The organism is Paracoccus niistensis (assembly GCF_042432925.1).
Classification (GTDB): domain Bacteria; phylum Pseudomonadota; class Alphaproteobacteria; order Rhodobacterales; family Rhodobacteraceae; genus Paracoccus; species Paracoccus niistensis.
This window is the reverse complement of sequence record NZ_JBHLWE010000047.1, coordinates 85129-107098: the sequence shown is the minus strand read 5'-3', so window position 1 is coordinate 107098 and position 21970 is coordinate 85129. Positions and strand designations below refer to the sequence as shown.

Sequence of the window (21970 nt, the reverse complement as noted above, 5' to 3'; positions counted from 1 at the left end):
GACCGGCTCCGGGAGCAGGGATTCCGCCGAGATGGGCGTTCCACTTGGCATACGCCGGGGCATCGCGGCCTTCGCCGCGCGATGCAGGCTGCCGTCGGCGCTGGAACCCGGCACGGTGCACTCGTGTTGCCGATACGCCTGATCCGGCGCCTGCATGTCCACAGCCCAGAGAGCAGAATGATGAGCGAGGACGAGCCCACCGGGGCCGAATCCACCCAGCAGCGAGAGGACAGCCCCTTTTACACCGCTGCCACTGGCGACTATGGCCTGATACGCGACCTGATCGAGGCGACCCATCCCGACAAGTTCCGGGACTTCAACGACTGGCTGCTTACCCCCGGCGGCTTCCATCGCGGCAACAAGGCACGCCAGCGGATATGGCGGACTGAAGGTGGCAAGGCCGGGTTCACCGCGCCCGAAACGATCAGCGTATTGGGCGACAAACCCGGAGGCCGCGACGAGCTGACAATGGCCACGCTGCGCTCGAACGTCCAGTTCAACACCACAATCTACGGAATCTCGGATCGGCTGCGGGGATTGGCAGGGCGCGAGATCGTGCTGATCAACCCCAAGGAGATGTCGCGTCCGGGCCTGAAGGAAGGGCAAGCCGTCAAGCTGGAGTGCGCGATCGAGGATGGCTATGAACGGGTGGTTCGGGGCCTTCGGCTTGTCGGCTACGACCTGCCGGACGGCTGCGTCGCCACATATTATCAGGAACTGAACCCGCTGGTGCCGGTGCACTATCACGACGAGTTGTCGGGCACCCCCGCCCATGAGTGTGTTCCCGTCCGCATCCGGCCCGATTCCGCCGCTGCCGGGACGAGGGCCGCGGCATGATCCCGAATGCGCTGATCGCGGGAAGCTTCGCCGGGCTTTATTGCGGGCCTGCCCCCGATCCCGGGGAAATCTGGGGAGACTGGAACCTCGATCCGCTGCTGCTGGCGGCGCTGGCCGCATCGACGCTGGTGCTTGCCCGTTCGAGAGCGGGCGTGGCGGCGGTTGCGGTGCTGGTAGTGGCCTTCGTCTCGCCCCTTTGCGCACTGTCGGCGGCGCTGTTCTCGGCGCGGGTGGTCCATCACCTGCTGCTGGTGGCGGTGGCGGCGCCGCTGATCGCGCTCGCTTGGCCCGCTCGGGTCGCGCGCCCGGCCACGCCGGCGTTCCTGATCGCGACGGCGGCGCTGTGGGGCTGGCACCTGCCGCAGGCCTATGACGCGGCGATGGCGAACATGGGCATCTACTGGGTGATGCAGGCGACGCTGCTCGGCTCGGCCATCGCCTTCTGGCGGGCGGTGCTGGCGCCCGGACAGCCGACCGGACAGGCGGGGCTGGCGATCCTCGGGGCCTACATGCAGATGGGGCTTCTGGGGGCGCTGCTGACCTTTGCGCCCGAGCCACTTTACGCCATTCACCAGTGGGCGCCGCTGGCCTGGGGATTTACCCCGCTGGCCGACCAGCAGTTGGGCGGGATCATCATGTGGGTTCCGGCTGGAATCCCATATGCGGCCTTCGGCGCGCTGGTGGCGCTGCGGGGCTGGCGGCGGCTGCAGGCGCGGCCGACATGATCGGGTGGCTGGAACCGGTCATCCCGCACCTCAAGGCCCTGCACGTGATCGCGCTGGCGCTGTGGGTCGGCGGCCTTTTCGGCCTGCCGGTCATGCTGGCGCGCCATGACCCGGCGATCGGGCAGGCCGACTTCACCCGGATCCGCCTGGCCTCGCACATCAGCTATGTCTGGGTCATCACGCCCGCGGCGGTGACAGCCATCGTCGCGGGTACCTGGCTGATCTTCCTGCGCGAGGTGTTTGTCCCCTGGATGTTCGCCAAGCTCGTTTTCGTGGCGCTGCTGATCGGCTTTCACGCCTGGGTGGGCCACCATATCGTCAAGGTGGGGGAAACGGACGGGCGGCACGAGCCGCCGGGGCCGCGCCTGCCGCTGCTGCTCCTGCTGGTGCCCGTCCTCGCCATCCTGGCGCTCGTCCTGCTGAAACCGGACTTGGGAGAGATCCCCCTGCCCGGCTGGCTGACCGAGCCGCGCGACCGTCAGCTGCCGGTCTCGGACGTGCCCAGATGGTAATCGAAGACGAGCTTGCCGCCATGCCACCCTGTCGCGCCGACCATGAAAACGCTGAAGCCCGAAAGCAGGATGCCGTAGGGCAGCACCGCCTCCTCGTAGCCGTAAAGGCGATAGCCCCAGTTCGCGCCCAGGATCGACAACAGCACCACGGCGATCCCGGCATGGGTCCAAGCCGCGGCCCGCACCCGGATGCCGGGCACGAACAGCAGTTCCAGCGTGCCGGTGAAGGCCGCCGCGACGCCGATCAGGAAGGCCATGCCCGCTGCCCACAGCGCCGCCCGCGCCCAGAAGCTGTCGCCCGTCCACCAGTAGAACAGGTCGGCGCCGAAGGTGCAGAAGGTCAGCGCAATGGGGAAGGCCACGCTCATGGCGTGCAGCGGGTGGCCCGCGATCGCGATGAGCGAGGAGGTCTGGTGAAAGCCGGGCAGGTCGGCGATGGGGTCCTCGTAACGACCCTCCTGCCACTCGCCTTCGGCTTCCTTGCCTTTGCCCTCTTTGCCCTTGCGTGGCGCCTCGTTGGTTTGGCTTCCGCCCTGCGGGCCGCCCGGGCCGTCGTCCTGCGTTTCGTTCTGGTCCTTGGCCATCGGCGCCTTCCCCTCAGGATCATGGTCGGGGGGTCAACGCCCCTTGTGCTGGCTGGTTGCGAGGAGCGGCTGTCGGCCGTCCATCCCGCGGGTCCCGCGGCCGACATCATCGCCACCCTCTGGTGGGTCATGCTGGGAGGCGCGGCGGCGATACTCCTGCTGGTGGCCGTGCTGCTGGCCCTTGCCTTCCGCCGCGGCGGCCGCCCTTCGGACGAGGCTGCGGACAGGCGGCGCGAGACGCTCTGGATCAAGGGGCTGGGTCTCGGCTTCACGATGTCCGTGCTGGCCGCCCTGACCGCATGGGGGCTGTGGATCGGCGAGCGGCTGCTGCCTCGCCCCGGACCCGATGTCGTCGCGGTCGAGGCCGAGGGGCGGCAGTGGGCCTGGCGCTTTTCCTATCCCGACGCGCCCGGCCGCGTGACCGAGGACACGTTGCACATCCCGGCGGGTCGCCCCGTCGACGTCAGGATCACCAGCGCCGACGTGATCCACAGCTTCTGGGTGCCGCGGCTGGCGGGCAAGCTCGACGCGATCCCCGGCCACGTGAACGTCCTGCGCCTCGAGGCGTGGAAGCCAGGAGAATACGCCGGCGTCAGCGCCGAGTTCAGCGGCACGGGCTACCGCACCCACGGCTTCACCGTGATTGCCCATGATGCCGCCGCCTGGGACGCATTTCTGGCCGAGGAGTTGCCGTGACCGAGAAGAAACGCATGACCGCGCTGCGCCTGCACAAGGCGCTGTATCCGATCTGGCGGAACGATCCCGGCTGGAAGGGCGTGCTCACCACGGTCAACAACAACACCATCGGCACCATGTTCATCCTGGGCGCCACCGGCATGTTCCTGGCCGGCGGCATCCTCGCCATGCTGATCCGGGCGCAGCTCGCCTCGCCCCGGTCGGCCTTCATGGGTCCCGAGATCTACAACGAGATCTTCACGATGCACGGGACCATCATGATGTTCCTGTTTGCCATCCCCTTCTTCGAGGCGCTGACGGTCTTCCTGCTGCCGGGGATGCTGGGGACGCGCGATCTGGCCTTTCCCCGGCTCAGTTCCTACGGCTTCTGGTGCTACATGATCGGGGCGACGATCATGATCGTGGCGCTGGTGGCCGGGGTCGCACCGGACGGGGGCTGGTTCATGTATCCGCCCCTGTCCTCCAGCGCCTATTCCTCGGGCATCAACACCGACATCTGGCTGCTGGGGATCAGCTTCATCGAGATCTCGGCCATCGGCGCCGCGGTCGAGGTCGTCGTCACCGTGCTGCGCTACCGCGCCGTCGGCATGTCGCTGGACAAGCTGCCAATCTTCGCCTGGTACATGCTGGTCGTGGCGGTGATGATCCTGACCGCGTTCCCGCCGATGATCCTCGGCTCGTTGATCCTGGAACTGGAGCGGGCCTTCGACATGCCCTTCTTCCAGGCCGAGCACGGCGGCGACAGCCTGCTGTGGCAGCACCTGTTCTGGCTGTTCGGCCACCCCGAGGTTTATATCATCTTCCTGCCCGCCGCGGGCGTCATCTCGATGGTCCTGCCGGTCATGGCGCGCACCACGCTGCTGGGCTACGGGTGGGTGGTGGCGGCGGCGATCTCGCTGGCGGTGCTCAGCTTCGGGCTGTGGGTCCACCACATGTTCACCACCGGCATCCCGCACATGGGGCTGGCCTTCTTCTCGGCCGTCTCGACGCTGGTCGCGGTGCCCACGGGGGTGCAGATCTTCGCCTGGATCGGCACCCTGTGGAAGGGCCGCCCCGAGATGCACCTGCCGATGCTGTGGATCCTCGGCTTCTTCGTGACCTTCGTGATGGGCGGGCTGACCGGCGTCATGGTGGCGATGGTACCCTTCGACTGGCAGGCGCATGACAGCTACTTCGTCGTCGCCCACCTCCATTACGTCCTGATCGGCGGCTATGTCTTTCCGATGATCGCCGGGATCTACTACTGGCTGCCGGTGCTGACCGGGCGCAAGCGCTTCTTCCGCATGGGCGAGACGGCCTTCTGGCTGGTCATGGTGGGCTTCCACGGGACCTTTCTGCTGCTTCATTGGGCGGGCCTTCTGGGAATGCGGCGGCGGATCGACACCTTCGAGGCGGGCTCGGGGTGGGAACTCATCAACTTCCTCGCCTCGATCAGCAGCTTCATCCTGGCGATCGGCTTCGGGCTGGTGATCCTTGACGTGGCGGTGAACGCCTTTGTCGCGGTGCGCGGGCGGCGCAACCCGTGGAACGCGGGAACGCTGGAATGGGCGACGCCGATCCCCGGCCCGGCCTACAACGTCGCCTCGATCCCGGTGGTCAGCAGCCGCTATCCCCTGCATGACAACCCCGACCTGCCCGTGCAGATCGCGCGTGGCGAGGGCTTCTTGGGCGAACCCACCCGCAACCGGCGCGAGTCGCTGGCCGTCAGCGTGTCGCGGGGCGAGCCCGAGTTCATTGCCGTCTTCCCGAAGAACACGATCGTGCCCTTCGTCATGGCCGTCGTCACCAGCGTCATGTTCATGGCGCCGGTGTTCAAGTGGTACCTGCTCATGTTCATCGCCGCCGCCGGCGTGACGGTGCTGGCGCTCGTCTGGGCCTGGGCCAACGGGTCCCGCGGAAACGAGGGGCTGCTGGACGCCGGCCGGGGCGTCTTCCTGCCCCCCCATACCGAGGTCGCCCATCCGCCCGGCTGGTGGGGGTCCCTGTTCCTGCTGCTGGCGAACTCGGTCCTCTTCGGCTCGCTGCTGTTCGGCTATGCCTTCCTCTGGACCGTGGCCCCGAACTGGCCGCCGCCGCAGATCCTGCAGGCCGGATTCTGGTGGCCGGTGCTGGCGCTGGCCGGGACGGCCCTTGCCAGCGGCGGAATCCGCCTGGGCGACCGCGCGATCCGTGACGATGGTGCACCTTGGTTGGGCCTGCTGGCCAGCCTCGCAGGCCTTGCCGCCCTGGGGACCGCCGCCGCCACGATCATGATGGGCACGACCTACAACGCCCATGCCTATGATGCCACGCTGTGGGTGATCGCGGGCTATGTCATCTTCCACGCGAGTGTCGTTGGGCTGATGGTGCTGTTCCTGCTGTGCCGGATCGGCACCGGCTATATCTCCCCCCGCCGCTTCGGCGAGGCGCGGGTGGTGCGGCTGTGGATCGACTATGCCGTTCTGACCGCCATACTCGGCCTTGGCGCGGCCTGGCTGCCGGGGGTGCTGGCATGACCGACATCCTGCGCATCTCGATCCCCGTCACCGTCTGGATCGCCGCCTTCAGTGCGGTCTACGGGCTTGAGGGCGTCATCTGCTCGGACCTGTGGCGGGCGGCGGGGCTGAGCCTCGGCCAGGGGCGCGGCGTGCTGGTCGCGGCCTGGATCGCCGCCATCGGGCTGCAGGCCGCCCTGCTTGTCGCCCTGCGCAGGCCGCGCTTCGCCTCGTCCCAGCCCTGGGTACAGCGGGTCGCCACGATCCTGGGCTATGTCGCGCTGGTCGCCACAGTGTGGAGCCTCATGCCGGTGGTGACCACCTCGCTTTGCCTGTGAGATGGCGGGAGCAACGGATAGGTCCGCCGAGGGGCCGCGATAAGGAAACCTTCATCGAAGTCCCCACGAGTGCCGGGATATCGCTTCGCCGGGTTGAACACCTAGCGCTTGCGGGGCGGCGGCCTGAGGGTCGTCAACGTCTGACCTGCCGGTTCTGAAGATTGCTCTGTGAGCCCCTCTGACGGGCGGACTGGCTCGAAATTCCGGGTAATCTCTACCTCGCTCAGCGCATAAGCTGTCGGCAGTTCCGCGACTGACCGCAGGAAATGCATGTGGATCGGCTCACGACCTGCTGACTGCCTTCTGGACCGCGCCGAGCTGGGATTTTCCAGTTTATGGCCTTCACCCCGCCTTTGGTCCGGGCTTCATGCGACCTTCCGGGCTGGTTTCAGTTGGGCCGCAAAGGCGCTCGGGGTCAAGTTTCCGAGCGCTCAGTGCGGTCGCTGCTCGTTGTAGTCGATCTTCCAGGCATCGATCCGATCGCGGGCGTCCGCCACAGACAGGAACCATGAGGCGTTGAGGCATTCCTGGCGCAACCGGCTGTTGAACGCCTCGATGAAGGCGCTCGCCATGGTCCTCGGACCGGTGGCGGACCTGGCTCGCTCCGTGGACTTTCCGGGGCGGGAGAAGTCCAGCTCGACCTTGTTCAGGTAGGCTCACTGGTCGAGCAGCCGGCCGGCAAACTCGGGGCCGTTGTCGACCCTTATGCTGCGCGGCTTGCCACGCTGCCGAACAATCCGGTCGAGTTCCGCCACGACCTGGCAGGCGCGGAAGTTTGTCCTCGCAACACGCGCGAGAGCTTCTCTCGTGTGGCAGTCCAAGATCGTCAGGATCCAGAAGGGCTGACCGTCGAAGCGCTTGTCCGACAGGAAGTCCATTGCCCATACGTCGTTCACCCCGGCCGCGTCCGCCCGGCCGGAGCGATAGCGGCACGCTCGCCGGCGCCTAGGGCTTCGGGCCCGGATCGACAGCCCTTCCTCGCTGTAGAGCCGACAGGTGCGCTTGTGGTTCAGGTGCCAGCCCTCCCGTTGCAGCAGGACATGCAGCCGTCGATAGCCATAGCGCACCCGCGCCTCGGCCATCTCCTTCAGCCGCATCCGCAACGCCATGGCCGGAACCCGCCGTGACCGGTATCTGTGGAAGCCCGCCCGAAGTCCATGGCCCGGCACGCCCGGCGCTCCGACAGCGCGAAGACCTCCTGGTGATGGCGGACGACTTCACGGCAGCAGACAGGCTTTACCACTTTCTTCGCAGCGCATCCTGCAGCATGGTCATGTCGAGTTTCAGGTCTGCGACCAGCCGCTTCAGCTTCGAGTTGCTCTCTTGCTCTCTCGAACCGCTGGCGTTCGCAGGCTCACTCTTCAAGCTGCTTCAGCCGCCGGATCTCGGACACGCCCATCCCGGCGTAGACCTTCTTGCAGCGGTAGAACGTAGCTTCCGCCCGCGCCCATCTTGCGGCAGATCTCGCCGACACTCGTGCCGGCCTCTGCCTGCCTCAGGGCGAACGCGATCTGCTCGTCCGTGAACCGTCTCTTCGCCATTTGGGCACTCCTCTTGCTTCCGAAGGGTGCCCGAAATTTCGTCGTCAGATCGGACCAGTTTCAGGGGCCAAGACCATTTAGATTCGGGCGGAGGAGACGGAGAGGACCCATGAAAAGATCGACGTTCAGCGAGGCCCAGATCGCCTTTATGCTGAGGCAGGCGGAGGACGGCGCGGCCATTGGCGAGGTGTGTGCCGGAAAGCGGGGATCAACGAGGCGACTTTCCACATTTGGCGCAAGAAGTATGCCGGGCTGATGCCCTCTGAGATGCGGCACCTGCGCCAGCGCGAGGGGGAGAATGCAAGCTGAAGAAGCTTGTTTCCCACCTCAGTCTGGATAAGTGGCTCTGTTGCACAAATCCCTTCAGTAATTCATGTCGCGAGTCCAGCATGGTAGCTGGTCGGCTTGAGCAGACCCACGCGCCTGACCTGCACGACCACGAACTGGCCGGCCTGCAATGAAGCGCTCAAGCGTCGAGGCTCGCCGTTTGATCTGCTTCGACCCGGAGATGATCTGGGAGGCGGCGGCGACGGGTCGACGTGGCCGACAGCAGACCTGCAGCAATGCCGCCATCCAGACCTGCCTTTCCATGAAGGTGCTGTTCGGCAGGGCGCAGGATCCACCTCGGGATCGACGAGGAAACACTGGAGGTCCGGGCCGTCGGGATCACCGGAAGCCACATCGGTGACGCCCCGGTCCTGCCCGACCTGCTCAACCAGATCCCGGCGGACAAGGAGATCGGCAGCGGTGAGCCCCGCGAATGCAGACCGCGCCTGCGACACCCGCAAGTGCCACGATGCGGTCGCCGGCCGCGGCGCTTTCGCCGTGATCCCGCCCCGCAGGAACGCAAAGCCATGAAAGACCGCCCCTGCCGGCGCCGCGGCGCGCAACAAGGCCCTGCGCGCGCCGAAATACCGGGGCCGGGCGCCAGGGCGACGATGGAGCGGTGACCTGCGCCGAAGCCACGGCAAGATATGAGCCGGGCCAGAAAACGATCCGGGGGATCGTTTTGCCGGCGATTGGATGCATTGCGTGACACTGGTGGGGCAACGCCTCATGGCGCGGGACTTCGACCCCCGGGTCGCCGAACTGCAGGTCCGTATTGCCGTCCTGAACAGGTACATCGCCCTCGGCATTCCTGTCACTGAAGCTGTGGGATAGCTCTGTCCGGGAAAAAGCGGAACCTCGGCAATTACCCGATTTGTGCAACAGAGCCGGGCGGCATCGTCAACATCGTCACCAAGCGCTCCAAGGAAGAACCCTTCTGCGAGATCGAGGCGACGACCGGCGGCAACGACCGCGCCCAGATCGCGGGCGGCTGGTCCGGCCCGTGGCGGACGACCGCTTTGCCCTCCGCCTGACCGGGCTTTACCATGAGGCCAACCCCGACCTGCCGGGCTATGCCGACGACAAGACGTATCTCGCCCCGGCGCTGAGCTTCGACAACGGCACCACCCGCCTGATCTTCGGGGAAAGGATCGGGCCGCCGCGCTGGCTGGCGGTGGCCACGGGCTTTGCCGGCGTGCTGATGATCCTGCGCCCCGGCACCGAGGGCTTCGGGCCACTGTCGCTGCTTGCCGTACTGGGCATGCTGGGTTTCGCCGGGCGTGACCTCGCCACCCGCGCGGCGCCGCCGACGCTGTCCTTCCGGCAACTGGGCGTGCCGGGCTTCGCAATGCTGATCGTGGCGGGGCTGATTGCCCTGCCCTTTGGACCCGCTCCGGTCTGGCCCGATGCGGCTGGATGGCTCGGACTGACGGCAGCCTCGCTGGCGGGGATCGGGGCCTATACCTCGCTGACCATCGCCATGCGGACCGGAGAGGTCGGTGCGGTCACCCCCTTCCGCTATACCCGCCCTGTCTTCGCGATGAGCGCAGGGGTCACGGTCTTTGGCGAGACGCCGGACCTGTGGACGGTGATTGGCTCGACCCTGATCATCCTGGCCGGGATCACGGCCTTGCGGCTGAGCCGCAGGGCCAAGGCAGCCGCGTGATCGGGCGGCAGCCCGGCCGGGGCGTCTTTTCCATGGCCGGGCATTCAGATGCCAAGCCTGTTGCAGACGACTGCTCGTCACCTCAGGACAGCCGACGCCTTGCTGTTCCCGGCCACCTTGGACAAGGTGCGGCAAGTTCAACTGAAGAGCAGCAGCCCATGGGATCTCGTCGCACTGCCCGGAACCTCGTCCTGATGGCAGCCGCAATGGCGGCCCTGTCCGGATGCGGCATGTTCAAGCGGCACTCCGAACTCGAATGCATGGAACGCGCAATGTATTTCGAGTCGAACCGCTCCAGCCGGGACGGCATGGTCGCGGTCGGCAGCGTCGTGATGAACAGGGTCGCATCGCGCCAGTATCCACGGACGGTCTGCGGGGTGGTCTCGCAGAAGAACCAGTTCGCCCCCGGGGTGATGACGCGCAGGATGGACAAGCGCTCGGCGCCCATGGTCCGAGAGGCGGCGATCGCCGTCATGCGGGGCGAGCGTCATCCGATGATCGGCGACGCGCAGTTCTTCCATGCGGCAAGCTACCGGGCCGGTTACGACAACATGCATTACGTGCTGACCACGGGCGGAAACGCCTTCTACGAACGGCGCCGGCCCGAGCATGTGACCCAGCCCGTCCCCCGGCCCGCCATCGAGGGCATCACCCGACCAAGGTCATGACAAGGATGCGCTGACTGCGCGGAAATCCGGCTTGCGGCCCCGCCGTCCGCTGCATCCTTCGTCGGCGGACCTCCCTCCTGATCGAAGGGTTCACTTCTCGGGAAAGCGGTCGCTGAAATGCCGGCGCAGGGCTTGTCCGATCGCCTCGCTGCTGTAGGGCTTCTCGATCCAGACCGCGCGCCCGAAGACGCCACCGACGTCCTCGGCCTCGGGCACAAGCCCGCTCGCCATGACAAAGGGCACGCCGGCGCCTTCCAGCTGCGCGGCCACGGGTTCGGATGAAAGGCCGTTCAGATCCTGGTCCAGCACGGCAAAGCTGATCGGCGTCGTTTCATCCAGGACCGACAGGGCCCTGTCGGGGCTGGCGGCGATCACGACATCCTCGGCCCCCAGCCTGCGCAGGCTCTGCGCGGCGTTCATGGCGATGATCATGTTGTCCTCGACGACCAGCACGCGGCCTGAAAGGCGGATGTCGTCCGCCTGGGCCGGAGCAGGCCGCAGTTGGGCCGCAGGCGCAGGCGCTTCGGGCCGGATCGAAAGACCCGGGATCTGCATCGTCATCTCGAAGCCTTCGGGGGCAAAGCTGGTTGTGACCGTTCCGCCGAGTTCGTGGGGGATCGCCTGTTCGATCAGCGCACTGCCGAAGCCCACGCGATGGGGCACGGACACCACGGGGCCTCCGCGTTCGCGCCACCGGATCTCGACCCCGCCCTTCTGTTCGCCGAGGGTCACCTGCAGCCGCCCGCCCGAGGGTCCCAGCGCCCCGTGCTTCACCGCATTGGTCGTCAGTTCATGGATCACCAGCGTCAGGGCCGAGCGCTGCCGGGACGACAGCATGACGTCGCCGCCGGCATATTCCACCCGCTCGCCGGTCGAGCCACCATAGACGCGGACTTCGTCCAGGATCAGCTGTCGCAGCGAGGTTTCCTGATGCCCGCGTTCGGTCAGGACGTCGCTTGCCCGCTTCATGGCGGCAAGCCGCTCCTGCGTTTCGGCGACATAGGCCTGCAGAGCGGGGTCACCGCCATCCGCCCCCGACTCGATCATGGCCGAAACCGTCGAATAGATGTTGCGCAGCCGGTGCGTCAGTTCGGCGATCACGACCTCCTGCCGCTCGTTGCGGGTGGTGCTGCGGCGGTCGCGTTCGGCGCTGAGGCGAAGGGTGATCTCCAGCAGGCTGACGCGCAGCACCTCGGCCGCGGCAAGGTCCCCCGCAGTCCAGCTTTCGCAGAAGCCGCGCCGCTGCTCGCGCCAGGCCGAAAAGCTGGTGCGCGGCGACAGGCGGCCATCGGGCAGCTTCTCCTTTGCGGGCCGGCCCGCCCAGATCAGGTCCTGTGTCATCTCACGGCGGAACAGGATCACGCCGTCGCCGCGGCGGCTGTGGATGGGCAGCGCCAGCATGCCCCCGATCCCGCGCTCCTGCGGGACGGTGCCGGGACAGACCTGCCCGAGGTTGTCGGCGCTGAATACCCGGCTCGACCCGTTGCGGGCCACGTGATCCATCAATGTCCCGAATTCCTCGGCTGAGGGAACCAGCCCGGACGCGTGATAATGGCCGCCGACCCTCAGGGCGATGCCGTCCACCCTGACCGCGCGGCCGATCTCGCGGGCAACTGCGGCCAGATCCGGGGTCGCGGCGGTGGCGCTTTCGAACATGATCGAGATCCGCTCGTGCGCCTCGAGGGCCGTCGCGCCCTGCCGGCTTTCCTCCTGCCGCGCACGCAGCCCGAGCTCATAGGCCAGCAGCCGGGCGAACAGCTCGATGGCGGAACGGGTCTCGTAATCGACGTAATGCGGCTGCTCGTGGTGGCAGGCGATCATCCCCCACAACGCGCCTTCGACCAGGATCGAGGCCGACATCGACGACCGCACCCCCATGTTGCGCAGATATTGCAGATGGATCGGGGACACCGCGCGGGTAATGGACAGCGACAGGTCGGTGGGCACGCCGTTCGGGGCATGCGGGGGCACGATCGGATGGACCTGCGCGTCCACGTCCGCGATGATCCGGATCAGGTTTCGCGTGTAAAGCGCCCGCGCCTGCGGCGGAATGTCCGACGCGGGAAAGCGGTGGCCCATGTAGCTGGCCCCGGCCCCGCTGAGCGTTTCGGCAAGCACCACGCCGCTGAAATCCGGCTCGAAGCGATAGACCATCACCCGGTCGAAGCCGGTCAGCGCCCAGACCGCATCCGTCGCGATGGCGCACAGTTCGTCCTGGTCTTCCGCATGCACGAGCCGGGGCACCAGCGACTGCACCACGGCGCCGGGGTCGCGCACGCGGTCGGATTTCTTGCGCTCGAACTCGATCAGGAAGACGGGCCCGTCCCTGTGGATGGCGATGTCGAAGCCGCGGCCATCCCCGAACACATCCACGTCGAAAAGGCGGATGCCCTGATCGGCCCGGCCCATGACCTGCACCTTGCCGCGCAACGTGTGCATGGTGGATGCGGGCAGGATGTCGGTCAGCCTTTGCGCGATCAGCGCCGAGGATTCGAGCCCCAGGATCGCCCCGCAGTTCGCCGAGGCGTTGCGCACGATCCATTGCGTCGTCACGACCAGCAGGCAGCCGAAGTCCTGGACATGGCCCAGGAACTGGATCTGCTCCTGCGCGCAGGCATCGATCATCTCTTGCGTGACGGTGTCGCGGGCCGGTTCGGCGGCGATCTTCGGAAGCGTGCTTTCAGTCATGACGTCCTTTCGGAACGGAGGCGGACCGGGGATCAAACAGGCCGAAGATGGCGTTGACCTGGGCAACCATGTGATCGGCCTCGGGGCCCTGCCCCGGCCGCGCGGACAGGCCGAGGCAAAGCCGGCGCCAGTCGGCATTGCGCGGGTCCAGCGACAGGAACCTGCCGGCCGAACGGGCCTCGCCCCAGGCAGAAGCCGACCAGTGGCGATGCATCATCTGGGCACCGCGCCGCGATCCAAGGAAGATATACAACGCCGGAACTCCCGTGACCCGAAGCGGTTCGCGGGCTTCCGGCAGTGGAAGACCCAGGGCGGCAAGATCGGCTTCCAGCGCGTGGCGATACTCTGCGCGCAATTCCTGGGCCTGGGCGTATCCCGCGCCCTCTGTCAGCGACAGGGCGGAAAAGGCGCGCAGGTGATCCGACAGGAACAGGCCGAGACCGTGCGGCCCTGCGATATCGCATGATCGGTAGACGGCATCGACGCGCTCATGCGCGGCACGCGTGTCGTCTCGCAATCTGGTGCGGAGGCTTTCAGCCTGGTTCAATATTCCACTTTCGGCAAGACACGCGTCAACAAGGACGCCGGGCGAGGGGACTACCCTCACGTCCTGAGAGGAGGTGTCAAGGGCAAGACGCCCCATGACGACCCCGAAGGCTGCGGGTGACAGCCCTGGGGACGCTTGGCAAGCGCCCGGTTCAGGGCGTCGCGGAACCGGGCATTTCCATGGCAGAATGACGCTTAGGCCTGGCGGCGCCTGGCCAGCGGACAGGCAACGCAAGCTGATGCGCGCAGCCCGGCTGCGCGACCAGATCGAGTGTCATCTGCGCCGCCGGGCCCTCTGAGGAACCGCTCGGCCGCCGAAAGGTCACCTGGAGGGAAGCAGGTCCGCCTGGGTGAGAGGCTTCAGCCAGACCGGGTTCGTGAATGCCATCTTGCCCTCGGCATCCTCCACGACAAGCGCCACCCATTGTGCGTCCTGGCCGTTTGCCTCGGGCATCACGGACTTGAACTCCACCGTCCCGGTCAGGGGCGTGCCCTCCAGGCTGCGGCTCTCGATCTCGCCCTGCGGCCCGACAAGGGTCGCCTTGGCGAGGCCGTTCGCAGCGGTGAGGTCGAAGGACAGCCCGAGGGGTTCGCCGGGTTGCGCCCTCAGGTCCGAGCCGAACATCACCGACGGGATGATGAGGGGACCGCGGGTCACATAGGCGTGACCGTTCTTCAGGTTTGCGACGAAGCCCTCGGCGGTCAGGCTGCCCGGCACATGGACATAGGCGCGGGCCTGCCCGCTTTCGTCCACCCACACGTCATGGGCGTCCGAGCCGCCGGAAAGATAGATGCGCTGCCCCCGGGTCCAGAGCTGGCCGGCCCGTTCGAACACCTTCGCGTCGTCCTCCGGGCCGTTCAGTTCAAGAAGGTCGATTCCGGTCGCAAATCCGCCCGGCACCGTCCCGGCCTCGAGGCTGGCGAGGTAGCCATAGGGAATGAACGGATGGTTGGACTGGATGGCATCGGCGCCGAGGCGGCGGGCTTCGGCAAGGACCTCGGCCGCCGTCGCGGTGGAGGTGTCGATCTGCAGCGGCTCGCCCAGGGTCAGCGGATAGGCGTTGAAATGCCCCCACGAGGGCGAAAGCTCGACAGAGGGGATGAAGGGGATGTTCCGCGCTTCGGCGATGCGGGCAAGCTCGGCATGGTTGACGGTGGTGTCGTGGTCGCTGACGAAGATCAGGTCCAGCCCGGCCGCCAGCTCGCTGCGGACGAGATCGGCAGGCGGCGTCGTGCCTTCGAGCTGGTCGGCATGATGGTGCATGTCCGAGGCGAACCAGCCTTGTTCATACGGACGCGCCAGCAGTTCAAGCTCGACGGGAACATCCATCCTGCCGCCGGCGGCGACGGTGACCGCAACCTCTTTCGCCTTGCCGAGGAAGCCCGCGCCATGGCCGACCGACAGCACGTAATCGCCCGGCGCCAACGTCGCCTGCGTCTTCCCGGGTGCATCCGTTTCGGTGAAGAACGTCCGCCGTCCCAAGAACTCGACGACCGGCGTCTGGCCTTCGGCGATGCCGATCCTGGCATCGAGCGGTTTGCCCGATGTGTCGGTCACGGCAAAGGACACGGTTCCGGGCGGCTGCAGGTCGCCGAAATCAAGCGTCGTGCTTTCGCCTGCGGCCACGGTCAGCGTCCGTGGGACGGATTGCGAATATCCCTCGGCCGTCCCGTAGACGCTGTATTCCCCGGCGGGCAGGGTCATCGAGTAGGTCCCGTCCGGCGTCAGGGTCCAGGCGAAGGGCGCTCCTTCCTTCTCGACCACCAGCACCGCGTTCTCGACGGCCTTGCCGTCCGACGCGATCCGGCCCGTCAGCGTGCCGCCCGGTGTCCCCGCACGGTCGATCTCTGCCGCGACAACGGGCGCGAGATCCCCGGAGGGCCCGGCCTGAAGCCATCCCTCGAAGGTCCGGCTTTCTCCGGGCGCGAGCGAATGCAGCAGATACAGGTCCTTCGACTTGTATTCGACACGGTCGAAATACGGCGCGTGCAGGGCAATGAACCAGTCGCGGTCATAGGCCACGACGCGGTCGGACAATGCCCTCTCGGCAGTGGCCGCGTCTTCGCCGGCCAGCCCCGGCACGGAAAACAGGTAGCCCGTGTCCGGCCACAGCGTGAAGCCCGACATGTGGTCGGCCAGCACCTCGGACCCGTTGTTGGTCATGGTGGTCGCAAGATGGATGCGATCCGACCCCTCCTCCAGCGTGTAGGTCGTCTGGATCTCGGCTTCGCCGAAATCGCGGATGACGCGGACGACCACCTTTTCCGGCGTCTCGGTCAGGACCTCGACCTGCTGGCGGGTGTTCGGCCAGCCGGACCAGTTGTTGGGGATGAAATCCGCGAAGGCGATGCGATCGAGATCGGGCACGCCGCTCCTGACCGGGGCCATATCGACGATGACGCCCCGCGGAACGCCCCAGGGAGCCTGCGACTCAACGGCCAGGGTGAAGGCCAGACGGTCGTTCTGCACCGTGATGTCGCCGGCGGCGACCGCCTCGCCGTCGGGGATCGGGGTCGGCCCCCGCGTCACCGTCACGTCGGCGAAAGCCGCATGGCCAAGGACAATGGCCGCACCGCCAATCAGTGCTGAACGCGCATTCATCCGGGGGAACCTTCCTGTGTTGGGATAGCGGCAAGAGCATCGATTAGACGCATCCCGGGCTGCCGCGGTCAAGAACAGCCATCTGCCGCTCTGCACAGCGGCTTCCCGCGCGCAGGCCGAGGCAGGTGTCCCCACGCCTGAAACGTGACAGCCGCAGGATCGAGGGCATTTCGGCCTTCTTCCTATCTCCAGTTCCGCCAGAGCCAGGCCGCGAGGTCGCCGAGGTCGCCTGCGCGGGCAAGAAGATGCTCGCGCTCCAAGGCAGGTGGCGCATGCTTGCGGTCGAGCCGTTCCAGCATGCGGCGCAGCCGCCGGTGGTGGATGCCTGTCCAGAGCTGGACCGGATCGGCCAGCAGGCCGGCGAAGGTGGTCACAAGCGAGGCGGCCCCGGTCAGCAGCAGACCCGCCAGCAGAAGCTCGGCCGTGGAAAGTTCGGCCGGGAACAGCCCATACCACATCCGCCCGATCCAGCTGCCCAGGGCGAAGTCCTCGATGGCCTGCGCCTGCGCCCTCAGATGCGCCACCGGTCCCGCCAGAGAGATGACCCCGGGGGTGGCGCGATGGAACAGCAGCAGCCCGGCCAGCACCACGATCAGCGAGGTCGTGATCTCGGCCACCGCGTTGCGCGTCTCGACATGGCTGGAGATCGCGGCCCCGATCTCCTCCTCCGAGGCGCGTGGCCCCAGCCCCTTGCCATCGAGCCGGGCGACGAAGTCTCTCAGGTCGGTTTCCAGCCGGCGCGACAGATCCGAAGGCAGGAAGATCCTGCGGCTGTCCAGCCATTGCCCGAGCCGGGGCAGCCGGCACAGCCTTGCAAGCCCGGCGCCCAGCCTGATCAGCAGGAAAAGGGGCGACAGCGTCACGTTGACGGGCGCCCGCAGCATGTCCCAGGGCAGCGCCGCCCGGTGCAGGCTCAAGGTGCCCTTCAGTCCGTATCTGGCCCGGACGAAGCGGCGGATTTCCGCATCTCGCGGCATCTCGGTCGGGATGTGGCGCATGGAGGCGCAGGACCTCATCAGGCTGGCCCGCCGGTCTGCAGGCACGTAGGGAAAGGGATCAAAGGGACGGGGCCAAGGCCCCGGGTTTTGCAGACGGTCATATCTCTATCCGTTCAGCGTTATCACAGAAGCAGTCCCTTCTGTCCCCTGCAGAACTTCGGACGGGCAATGCCCTGTCCACCATGCCATGCCATGCCGACAACCCCCGTGCGACGTCCTGCATAACGTGGCGCGCAGCCAGGACGCTGCCATCATGATTTCTCGCCTTGATGCGCGGCAAGGTGAGGCGCATGCTTCACCCACGCCACATCGCGGAAGCCTCGGGTGCCCCATGTATCCCCAGGAGATGAGCGCAACAGGACCGCAGCCTGTCCCTGATCTGGACGGCCTCGCGCCTGTGGGTGCCCGGGATGCCGACACCTTTGTCGCAGCTTGCGACCTAGCCAAGGCGCGTTCCTACATCCATTATTTTCCATTCCTGCATTTCTACGGCAGCGACGGCCGGCTCCGCTGGGAGCGGCATGGAGACACGGTCCTCGTCTATCAGATCCGGCGACGGAACGCCGGAGGCACGCGCATGACCCTGTACCTGCCGCCGATGCCGTTCGACACCGCGGCGCTGCATCACGCCCTGGAACGGATGCAGCATTTCAACAAGAGCAAGTCCGCCCGGATCAACTGGGTCGCCGAAGAGGAAGTCCCAAAGGTCGCACGCGCGGGGTTCTCGGTCTTCTTCAAGATGGACGAGTTCATCTATGATCGCGCTGCCGTCATGAAGCTGGAAGGGTCGGGCTTCAGCAGGCTGAGGCGAGAGCTCTCGGGTGCCCTGAGGACAAGCAACCTTGAGATCCGGCCCTACCGTTCCGCGGACGAGCCCGCCTGCCTCGCCGTGCTGGAGGACTGGGAAGAAAGGATGGCCGCGGCAGGCATAAAGCTGACCGTCGGAGGCTATGCAACACGGGCCTGCCTGGCGCAGTCAGACCGCTTCGCTTATCCCCTGCTGACCGGAATGGTCGCCGAGATCGAAGGAGAAGTGAGGGGCTTCGCCTTCGGAGGCCGGCTTTCGAGCGGGATGGGATGCGCCTATCTCTTTCACACGGACCCCCGCTTTCCTGGCCTGCCCGAGCTGCTGCGCTATCGGCTGATGGAAGCCTATCCTGACCTCGCGTGCTTCAACGACTCCGGGGACAGCGGCCGCAAGGGGCTGCAGCAGTTGAAGCAGCAGTTCCGGCCGGTCGAGATGCATGGCCGTTTCGGCGCGCAGATGAATTGAGCTTTCTTCCCGTGCGGCTGAGCGCCGCGACCGGGGGCTGACTTGCAGACAGCTCAGGCATGCTGCCACGCCATCCGAAGGGGAGACAGGAGCACGGTAGAAGGTCGCCCCTTCTCCGGTGTCGCGACAGCGTGACTTCCACAGGTCTAGGGCGCCCGCCCAAGCGGTCAAAAGCGTCAGGCCGCCGCCGCTGACCGTCTGCGCGCCAGCGCCCAGCGGATCGCAGGCAGCAGCCAGAACAGAATCGTGACGACCCCCAGTCCGGCGGCGACCGGGCGCTCGAAAAAGGCCAGCAGATCGCCGTCCGCCTTGATCATCGAGGTGACGAAGTTCTTTTCCAGCATCGGCCCCAGCACCATTCCGAGGATCGCGGGCGCGATGGGGATGTCCAGTTCCTCCATCGCGAAGCCGATCACGCCGAAGACCAGCATCACCACGACCCCGAACAGCGAGTTGGTGATGGCGAAGGCGCCGACCACGCAGGACAAAAGGATCACCGGCATCAGGATGTTCTGCGGCACCGACAGCATCCGGGCGCCCATCCGGATCGCCGCCCACCCGAGCGGCAGCATGATCAGGTTGGCCAGCAGGAACACGATGAACAGCGCATAGATCAGTTGCGGCTGTTCCAGGAACACCGTCGGGCCGGGATTCATGCCCTTGATGTAAAGCACGCCGATCACGATGGCGGTGATGGAATCGCCGGGAATGCCGAAGACCAGCGCCGGGATCCAGGCCCCGGACACGGCGGCGTTGTTGGAGGAGCCTGCCTCGACCAGCCCCTCGACATGGCCCTTGCCGAAGCGCTCGGGCGTCTTCGAGAACCGCTTGGACACCGCATAGCTGATCCACGAGGCGATGTCGGCCCCCGCGCCCGGCAGCGCCCCGATCAGCGTGCCCAGGATGTTGCCGCGCATCATCTGCTTGGGATAGCGGCGGATGTTGTCCCACTGGGTGCGGAACAGGCCGGAGGTGTCGGGACGCTCGGCCCGGCGCAACCGGGTGGGGGCGACGAGGGCGCGGAAGACCTCGGCCGTGGCGAAAAGGCCGATCATCGCGCAGATGAAGGGAACGCCCCCCATCAGATCGACGCTGCCGAAGGTGAAGCGCGGCTGGCCCGCCGGGTTGTCGAAGCCGACGCTGGCCACCGCCAGCCCGATCGCCAGCGACATCAGCCCGCGCGGGACCGACCCCGGCGACACGAAGATCGCGCAGGAAAGCCCCAGCACCACCAGCCAGAAATACTCGAAGGACGAGAAGGCCAGCGCGACCTCGGCCAGCACCGGGGCGGCGAGGATCAGGACCAGCGTGCCGAAGGTGCCGCCGATGGCCGAGAACACCAGCAGCGCGCCCAGCGCGTTCGCCGCCTGTCCGCCCCGGGTCAGGCGCCAGGCGTCCTCGGTATAGGCGGCGCTGGCGGGGGTGCCGGGGATGCGCAGCAGCGCCGCCGGCAGATCCCCCGCGAAGATCGCCATCGCGGCGGCGGTGACGATGGCGGCGATGGCCGGGACCGGCTCCATGAAGAAGGTCACGGGGACCAGCAGCGCGGTCGCCATTGTCGCGGTAAGGCCCGGCATGGCGCCAACGAACATCCCGAAGGCCCCCGACAGGACCATCGTGATCAGCACCTCGGGCGTCAGGACCAGTTGCAGTGCCTGCGCGAGAACCATCACCAGCCTCCCAGGAAGGGGGCGCGTGGCAGGGGCACCAGAAGCAGGTCGCCGAAGGCATAGCGCGTTGCGATGATCGCGGGCACGGCGATGAGCAGCGCGGTCAGGGGCCGCACGCCCATCAGCAGCAGCATCCCCAGCACCGTGACCAGCGCCGCCGGAAGAAAGCCGAAAGGCACCGACAGCGCCATGTAGGCCAGCACCAGCATGACCGCCGCCGCAAGCCGCGCCCATGACGCGGGTTTTCGCGCCCAGTGCGGATCGCGCAGGTTAACGGCCTCGGCCTGCATGGCGGCCAGGTCGTCGCCACCGGGGCTGGCATCGGTGCCGCCCCGCAGGCCCGAGACCACCATCCACAGCCCGACCGCCGCCGACAGCGCGGCAATGACGTTCGGCAGCGTATCGGCCCCATAATGCTGGCCGGGAATGGCCTTGAGGTCGCGCGACATCCAGACCAGCGCCCCTGCCAACGTCAGGCAGATGGCCCCCAGCACCAGATCGCGGCTGTCCACCCCTGTCCGTCCCATCGCCCCTCCGCCATGTCCATGGATGACAAGGTCCGCGACGTCACCGCCGCGGACCTTTCGGTTCACTGCGCGGCCAGCCCGGTCGCCTTCATCACCTCGCCCAGCCGGGCATCGTCGGCGGCCACCTGCGCCGTCGCGTCCTCGGGTCCGGCCCAGACCAGCCCGAAGCCGCGCTCGTTCATGAAGTTCTGGTAGTCGGGGCTGTCATAGGCCGCCTTGATCGCCTCGACGAGCTTCGCCCGCACGTCCTCGGGCAGGCCCTTGGGGGCGACGATGGTGCGCCAGACGGAAAGCTTCCAGTCCGAGCCGGTCGCCTCCTTGAGCGTGGGCACGTCGGGGAACAGGGCCTGCCGCTCGTCCGACATGCTGGCGAGCGGCCGCACCCGGCCCGCATCGATCAGCGACCGGCCTTCGGCCAGCGACGAGGGGACCAGTTGCACGCCGCCCGCGACCATGTCGGTCAGGCCCGCGACCGATCCTTCCGACGGCACCCAGGGAACGTTCGTCACGGGGATGTCCTCGGACAGAAGCCAGCCAAGCAGGTTCAGGTGCCAGATGCCCCCCTGCCCCGTGCCCGAGGCCTTGATCGTGCCGGGCGGGCTCGACTTGATGTGGTCGCGCAGCGCGGCGGCATCGGCCCATGGCGCATCCGCCTCGACCATCAGCCCGCCGGGATCGGCGTTGACCATCGCGAGGATGTCGAAATCCTCGTAGGTCAGATCGGTCAGTTCCTGCCAGTGCATCATGTCGATCTCGATCGTCATGACGCCGATGGTGTAGCCGTCTGGCCGGGCCCTCGCGATGGCGGTGTGACCGACCACGCCCGAGCCGCCGGTGCGGTTCACCACGTTCACCGGCTGGCCCAGATTCTGCTGCAGAAGCTGGCCGAAGATGCGCCCCACCGCGTCGGTGCCGCCGCCCGCGCCCCATGGCACGATCATCTCGATCGGCCGCTCCGGCCAGGCGGTCTGCGCGGCGACCGGTGCGGCCAACGCAAGCGCGGCCGTAATCGCCGCGGACGCGGCAATGAGCTGACGTCTGAACACGAGCCTCTCCCTTGATCAATCGGCAGACAGATCCAGGACCTGCCGCCCTCCTCCCTGCGCAGAGTGCGAAGCGATGTATACGTTGTCAATCGTTCAATGAGAGCCTGCTTGAAGTCACCAAAGGTATGGCGATTTCCCCATAACAGGCGCAGCATTTCCTTCGTTACGAGCACGTATACGTCATGCACTTGCACCCGATCGAAACCGGGCACTATCCAGATCGGAAAGCTGTAATCGCCGGAACGGCGAGGC

17 protein-coding genes and 3 pseudogenes are annotated in these 21970 nt (G+C 67.0%); 11 read left to right on the top strand and 9 right to left on the bottom strand.

Going from position 1 to position 21970, the window contains the following annotated elements; translation table 11 throughout:
- Positions 1–81 precede the first annotated feature (81 nt).
- The 3 genes from ACFFII_RS15660 to ACFFII_RS15650 are packed head-to-tail and all read left to right on the top strand — an operon-like array spanning position 82 to position 2074.
- Positions 82–837, top strand: coding sequence for a hypothetical protein (locus ACFFII_RS15660; RefSeq protein ID WP_377699801.1), 756 nt, complete (start codon positions 82–84; stop codon positions 835–837).
- Complete coding sequence (locus tag ACFFII_RS15655) at positions 834–1562, top strand: cytochrome c oxidase assembly protein (RefSeq protein ID WP_377699800.1); 729 nt, start codon at positions 834–836, stop codon at positions 1560–1562. The genes ACFFII_RS15660 and ACFFII_RS15655 overlap by 4 nt, the downstream gene beginning before the upstream one ends.
- The gene (locus tag ACFFII_RS15650; RefSeq protein WP_377699799.1) at positions 1559–2074 is read left to right on the top strand and encodes a CopD family protein; all 516 of its coding nucleotides are present in this window, start codon (positions 1559–1561) and stop codon (positions 2072–2074) included. Before ACFFII_RS15655 ends, ACFFII_RS15650 begins: the two co-directional genes overlap by 4 nt.
- Here the strand turns inward: ACFFII_RS15650 and ACFFII_RS15645 are convergent.
- Positions 2041–2658: a DUF2231 domain-containing protein gene (locus ACFFII_RS15645; protein WP_377699798.1), complete on the bottom strand. Its 618-nt coding sequence runs from the start codon at positions 2656–2658 to the stop codon at positions 2041–2043. The two genes, ACFFII_RS15650 and ACFFII_RS15645, sit on opposite strands and share 34 nt — an antisense overlap.
- A 21-nt stretch (positions 2659–2679) precedes the next feature.
- Here ACFFII_RS15645 and ACFFII_RS15640 point away from each other — a divergent pair, with 21 nt between their 5' ends.
- The 3 genes from ACFFII_RS15640 to ACFFII_RS15630 are packed head-to-tail and all read left to right on the top strand — an operon-like array spanning position 2680 to position 6166.
- On the top strand, positions 2680–3354 hold the full coding sequence (locus ACFFII_RS15640; RefSeq protein WP_377699797.1) for a cytochrome c oxidase subunit II: 675 nt from the start codon (positions 2680–2682) through the stop codon (positions 3352–3354).
- Between the two features lie 14 nt (positions 3355–3368).
- Entirely contained in the window at positions 3369–5849 is a 2481-nt protein-coding gene (gene ctaD / locus ACFFII_RS15635) for a cytochrome c oxidase subunit I (protein WP_377699966.1), read from the top strand.
- The gene (locus tag ACFFII_RS15630) at positions 5846–6166 is read left to right on the top strand and encodes a hypothetical protein (protein ID WP_377699796.1); all 321 of its coding nucleotides are present in this window, start codon (positions 5846–5848) and stop codon (positions 6164–6166) included. Before ctaD ends, ACFFII_RS15630 begins: the two co-directional genes overlap by 4 nt.
- Before the next feature lie 365 nt (positions 6167–6531).
- Here the strand turns inward: ACFFII_RS15630 and ACFFII_RS15625 are convergent.
- Positions 6532–7707, bottom strand: a pseudogene (locus tag ACFFII_RS15625) (IS3 family transposase).
- A 109-nt stretch (positions 7708–7816) separates the two neighbouring features.
- On the opposite strand from ACFFII_RS15625, the pseudogene ACFFII_RS15620 reads away from it, so the two are divergent.
- From ACFFII_RS15620 to ACFFII_RS15605, 4 genes and pseudogenes are all read left to right on the top strand, one after another.
- Positions 7817–8048, top strand: a pseudogene (locus ACFFII_RS15620) (transposase); the annotation flags it as partial.
- Between the two features lie 64 nt (positions 8049–8112).
- A pseudogene (locus ACFFII_RS15615) lies at positions 8113–8868 on the top strand (transposase).
- A gap of 169 nt (positions 8869–9037) precedes the next feature.
- Entirely contained in the window at positions 9038–9700 is a 663-nt protein-coding gene (locus ACFFII_RS15610) for a DMT family transporter (protein WP_377699795.1), read from the top strand.
- A gap of 194 nt (positions 9701–9894) precedes the next feature.
- The gene (locus ACFFII_RS15605; protein WP_377699794.1) at positions 9895–10368 is read left to right on the top strand and encodes a cell wall hydrolase; all 474 of its coding nucleotides are present in this window, start codon (positions 9895–9897) and stop codon (positions 10366–10368) included.
- A gap of 90 nt (positions 10369–10458) precedes the next feature.
- Here the strand turns inward: ACFFII_RS15605 and ACFFII_RS15600 are convergent, their stop codons facing one another.
- The 4 genes from ACFFII_RS15600 to ACFFII_RS15585 form a co-directional block, all read right to left on the bottom strand.
- On the bottom strand, positions 10459–13056 hold the full coding sequence (locus ACFFII_RS15600) for a GAF domain-containing protein (protein WP_377699793.1): 2598 nt from the start codon (positions 13054–13056) through the stop codon (positions 10459–10461).
- Positions 13049–13573: a heme oxygenase-like domain-containing protein gene (locus tag ACFFII_RS15595; protein WP_377699792.1), complete on the bottom strand. Its 525-nt coding sequence runs from the start codon at positions 13571–13573 to the stop codon at positions 13049–13051. Before ACFFII_RS15595 ends, ACFFII_RS15600 begins: the two co-directional genes overlap by 8 nt.
- A 351-nt stretch (positions 13574–13924) precedes the next feature.
- A complete protein-coding gene (locus tag ACFFII_RS15590; RefSeq protein WP_377699790.1) occupies positions 13925–16204 on the bottom strand; it encodes a CehA/McbA family metallohydrolase in 2280 nt (759 codons plus the stop codon).
- A 182-nt stretch (positions 16205–16386) separates the two neighbouring features.
- Entirely contained in the window at positions 16387–17220 is an 834-nt protein-coding gene (locus ACFFII_RS15585; protein ID WP_377699789.1) for a DUF6635 family protein, read from the bottom strand.
- Between the two features lie 208 nt (positions 17221–17428).
- On the opposite strand from ACFFII_RS15585, the gene ACFFII_RS15580 reads away from it, so the two are divergent.
- Positions 17429–18475, top strand: coding sequence for a phosphatidylglycerol lysyltransferase domain-containing protein (locus ACFFII_RS15580; RefSeq protein WP_377699788.1), 1047 nt, complete (start codon positions 17429–17431; stop codon positions 18473–18475).
- A 176-nt stretch (positions 18476–18651) separates the two neighbouring features.
- Here ACFFII_RS15580 and ACFFII_RS15575 read toward each other — a convergent pair whose 3' ends face one another.
- The 3 genes from ACFFII_RS15575 to ACFFII_RS15565 form a co-directional block, all read right to left on the bottom strand.
- Entirely contained in the window at positions 18652–20145 is a 1494-nt protein-coding gene (locus ACFFII_RS15575) for a tripartite tricarboxylate transporter permease (protein ID WP_377699787.1), read from the bottom strand.
- Positions 20145–20672: a tripartite tricarboxylate transporter TctB family protein gene (locus ACFFII_RS15570; protein WP_377699786.1), complete on the bottom strand. Its 528-nt coding sequence runs from the start codon at positions 20670–20672 to the stop codon at positions 20145–20147. The genes ACFFII_RS15575 and ACFFII_RS15570 overlap by 1 nt, the downstream gene beginning before the upstream one ends.
- A gap of 62 nt (positions 20673–20734) precedes the next feature.
- A complete protein-coding gene (locus ACFFII_RS15565) occupies positions 20735–21718 on the bottom strand; it encodes a tripartite tricarboxylate transporter substrate binding protein (protein ID WP_377699785.1) in 984 nt (327 codons plus the stop codon).
- Positions 21719–21970: the final 252 nt, after the last annotated feature.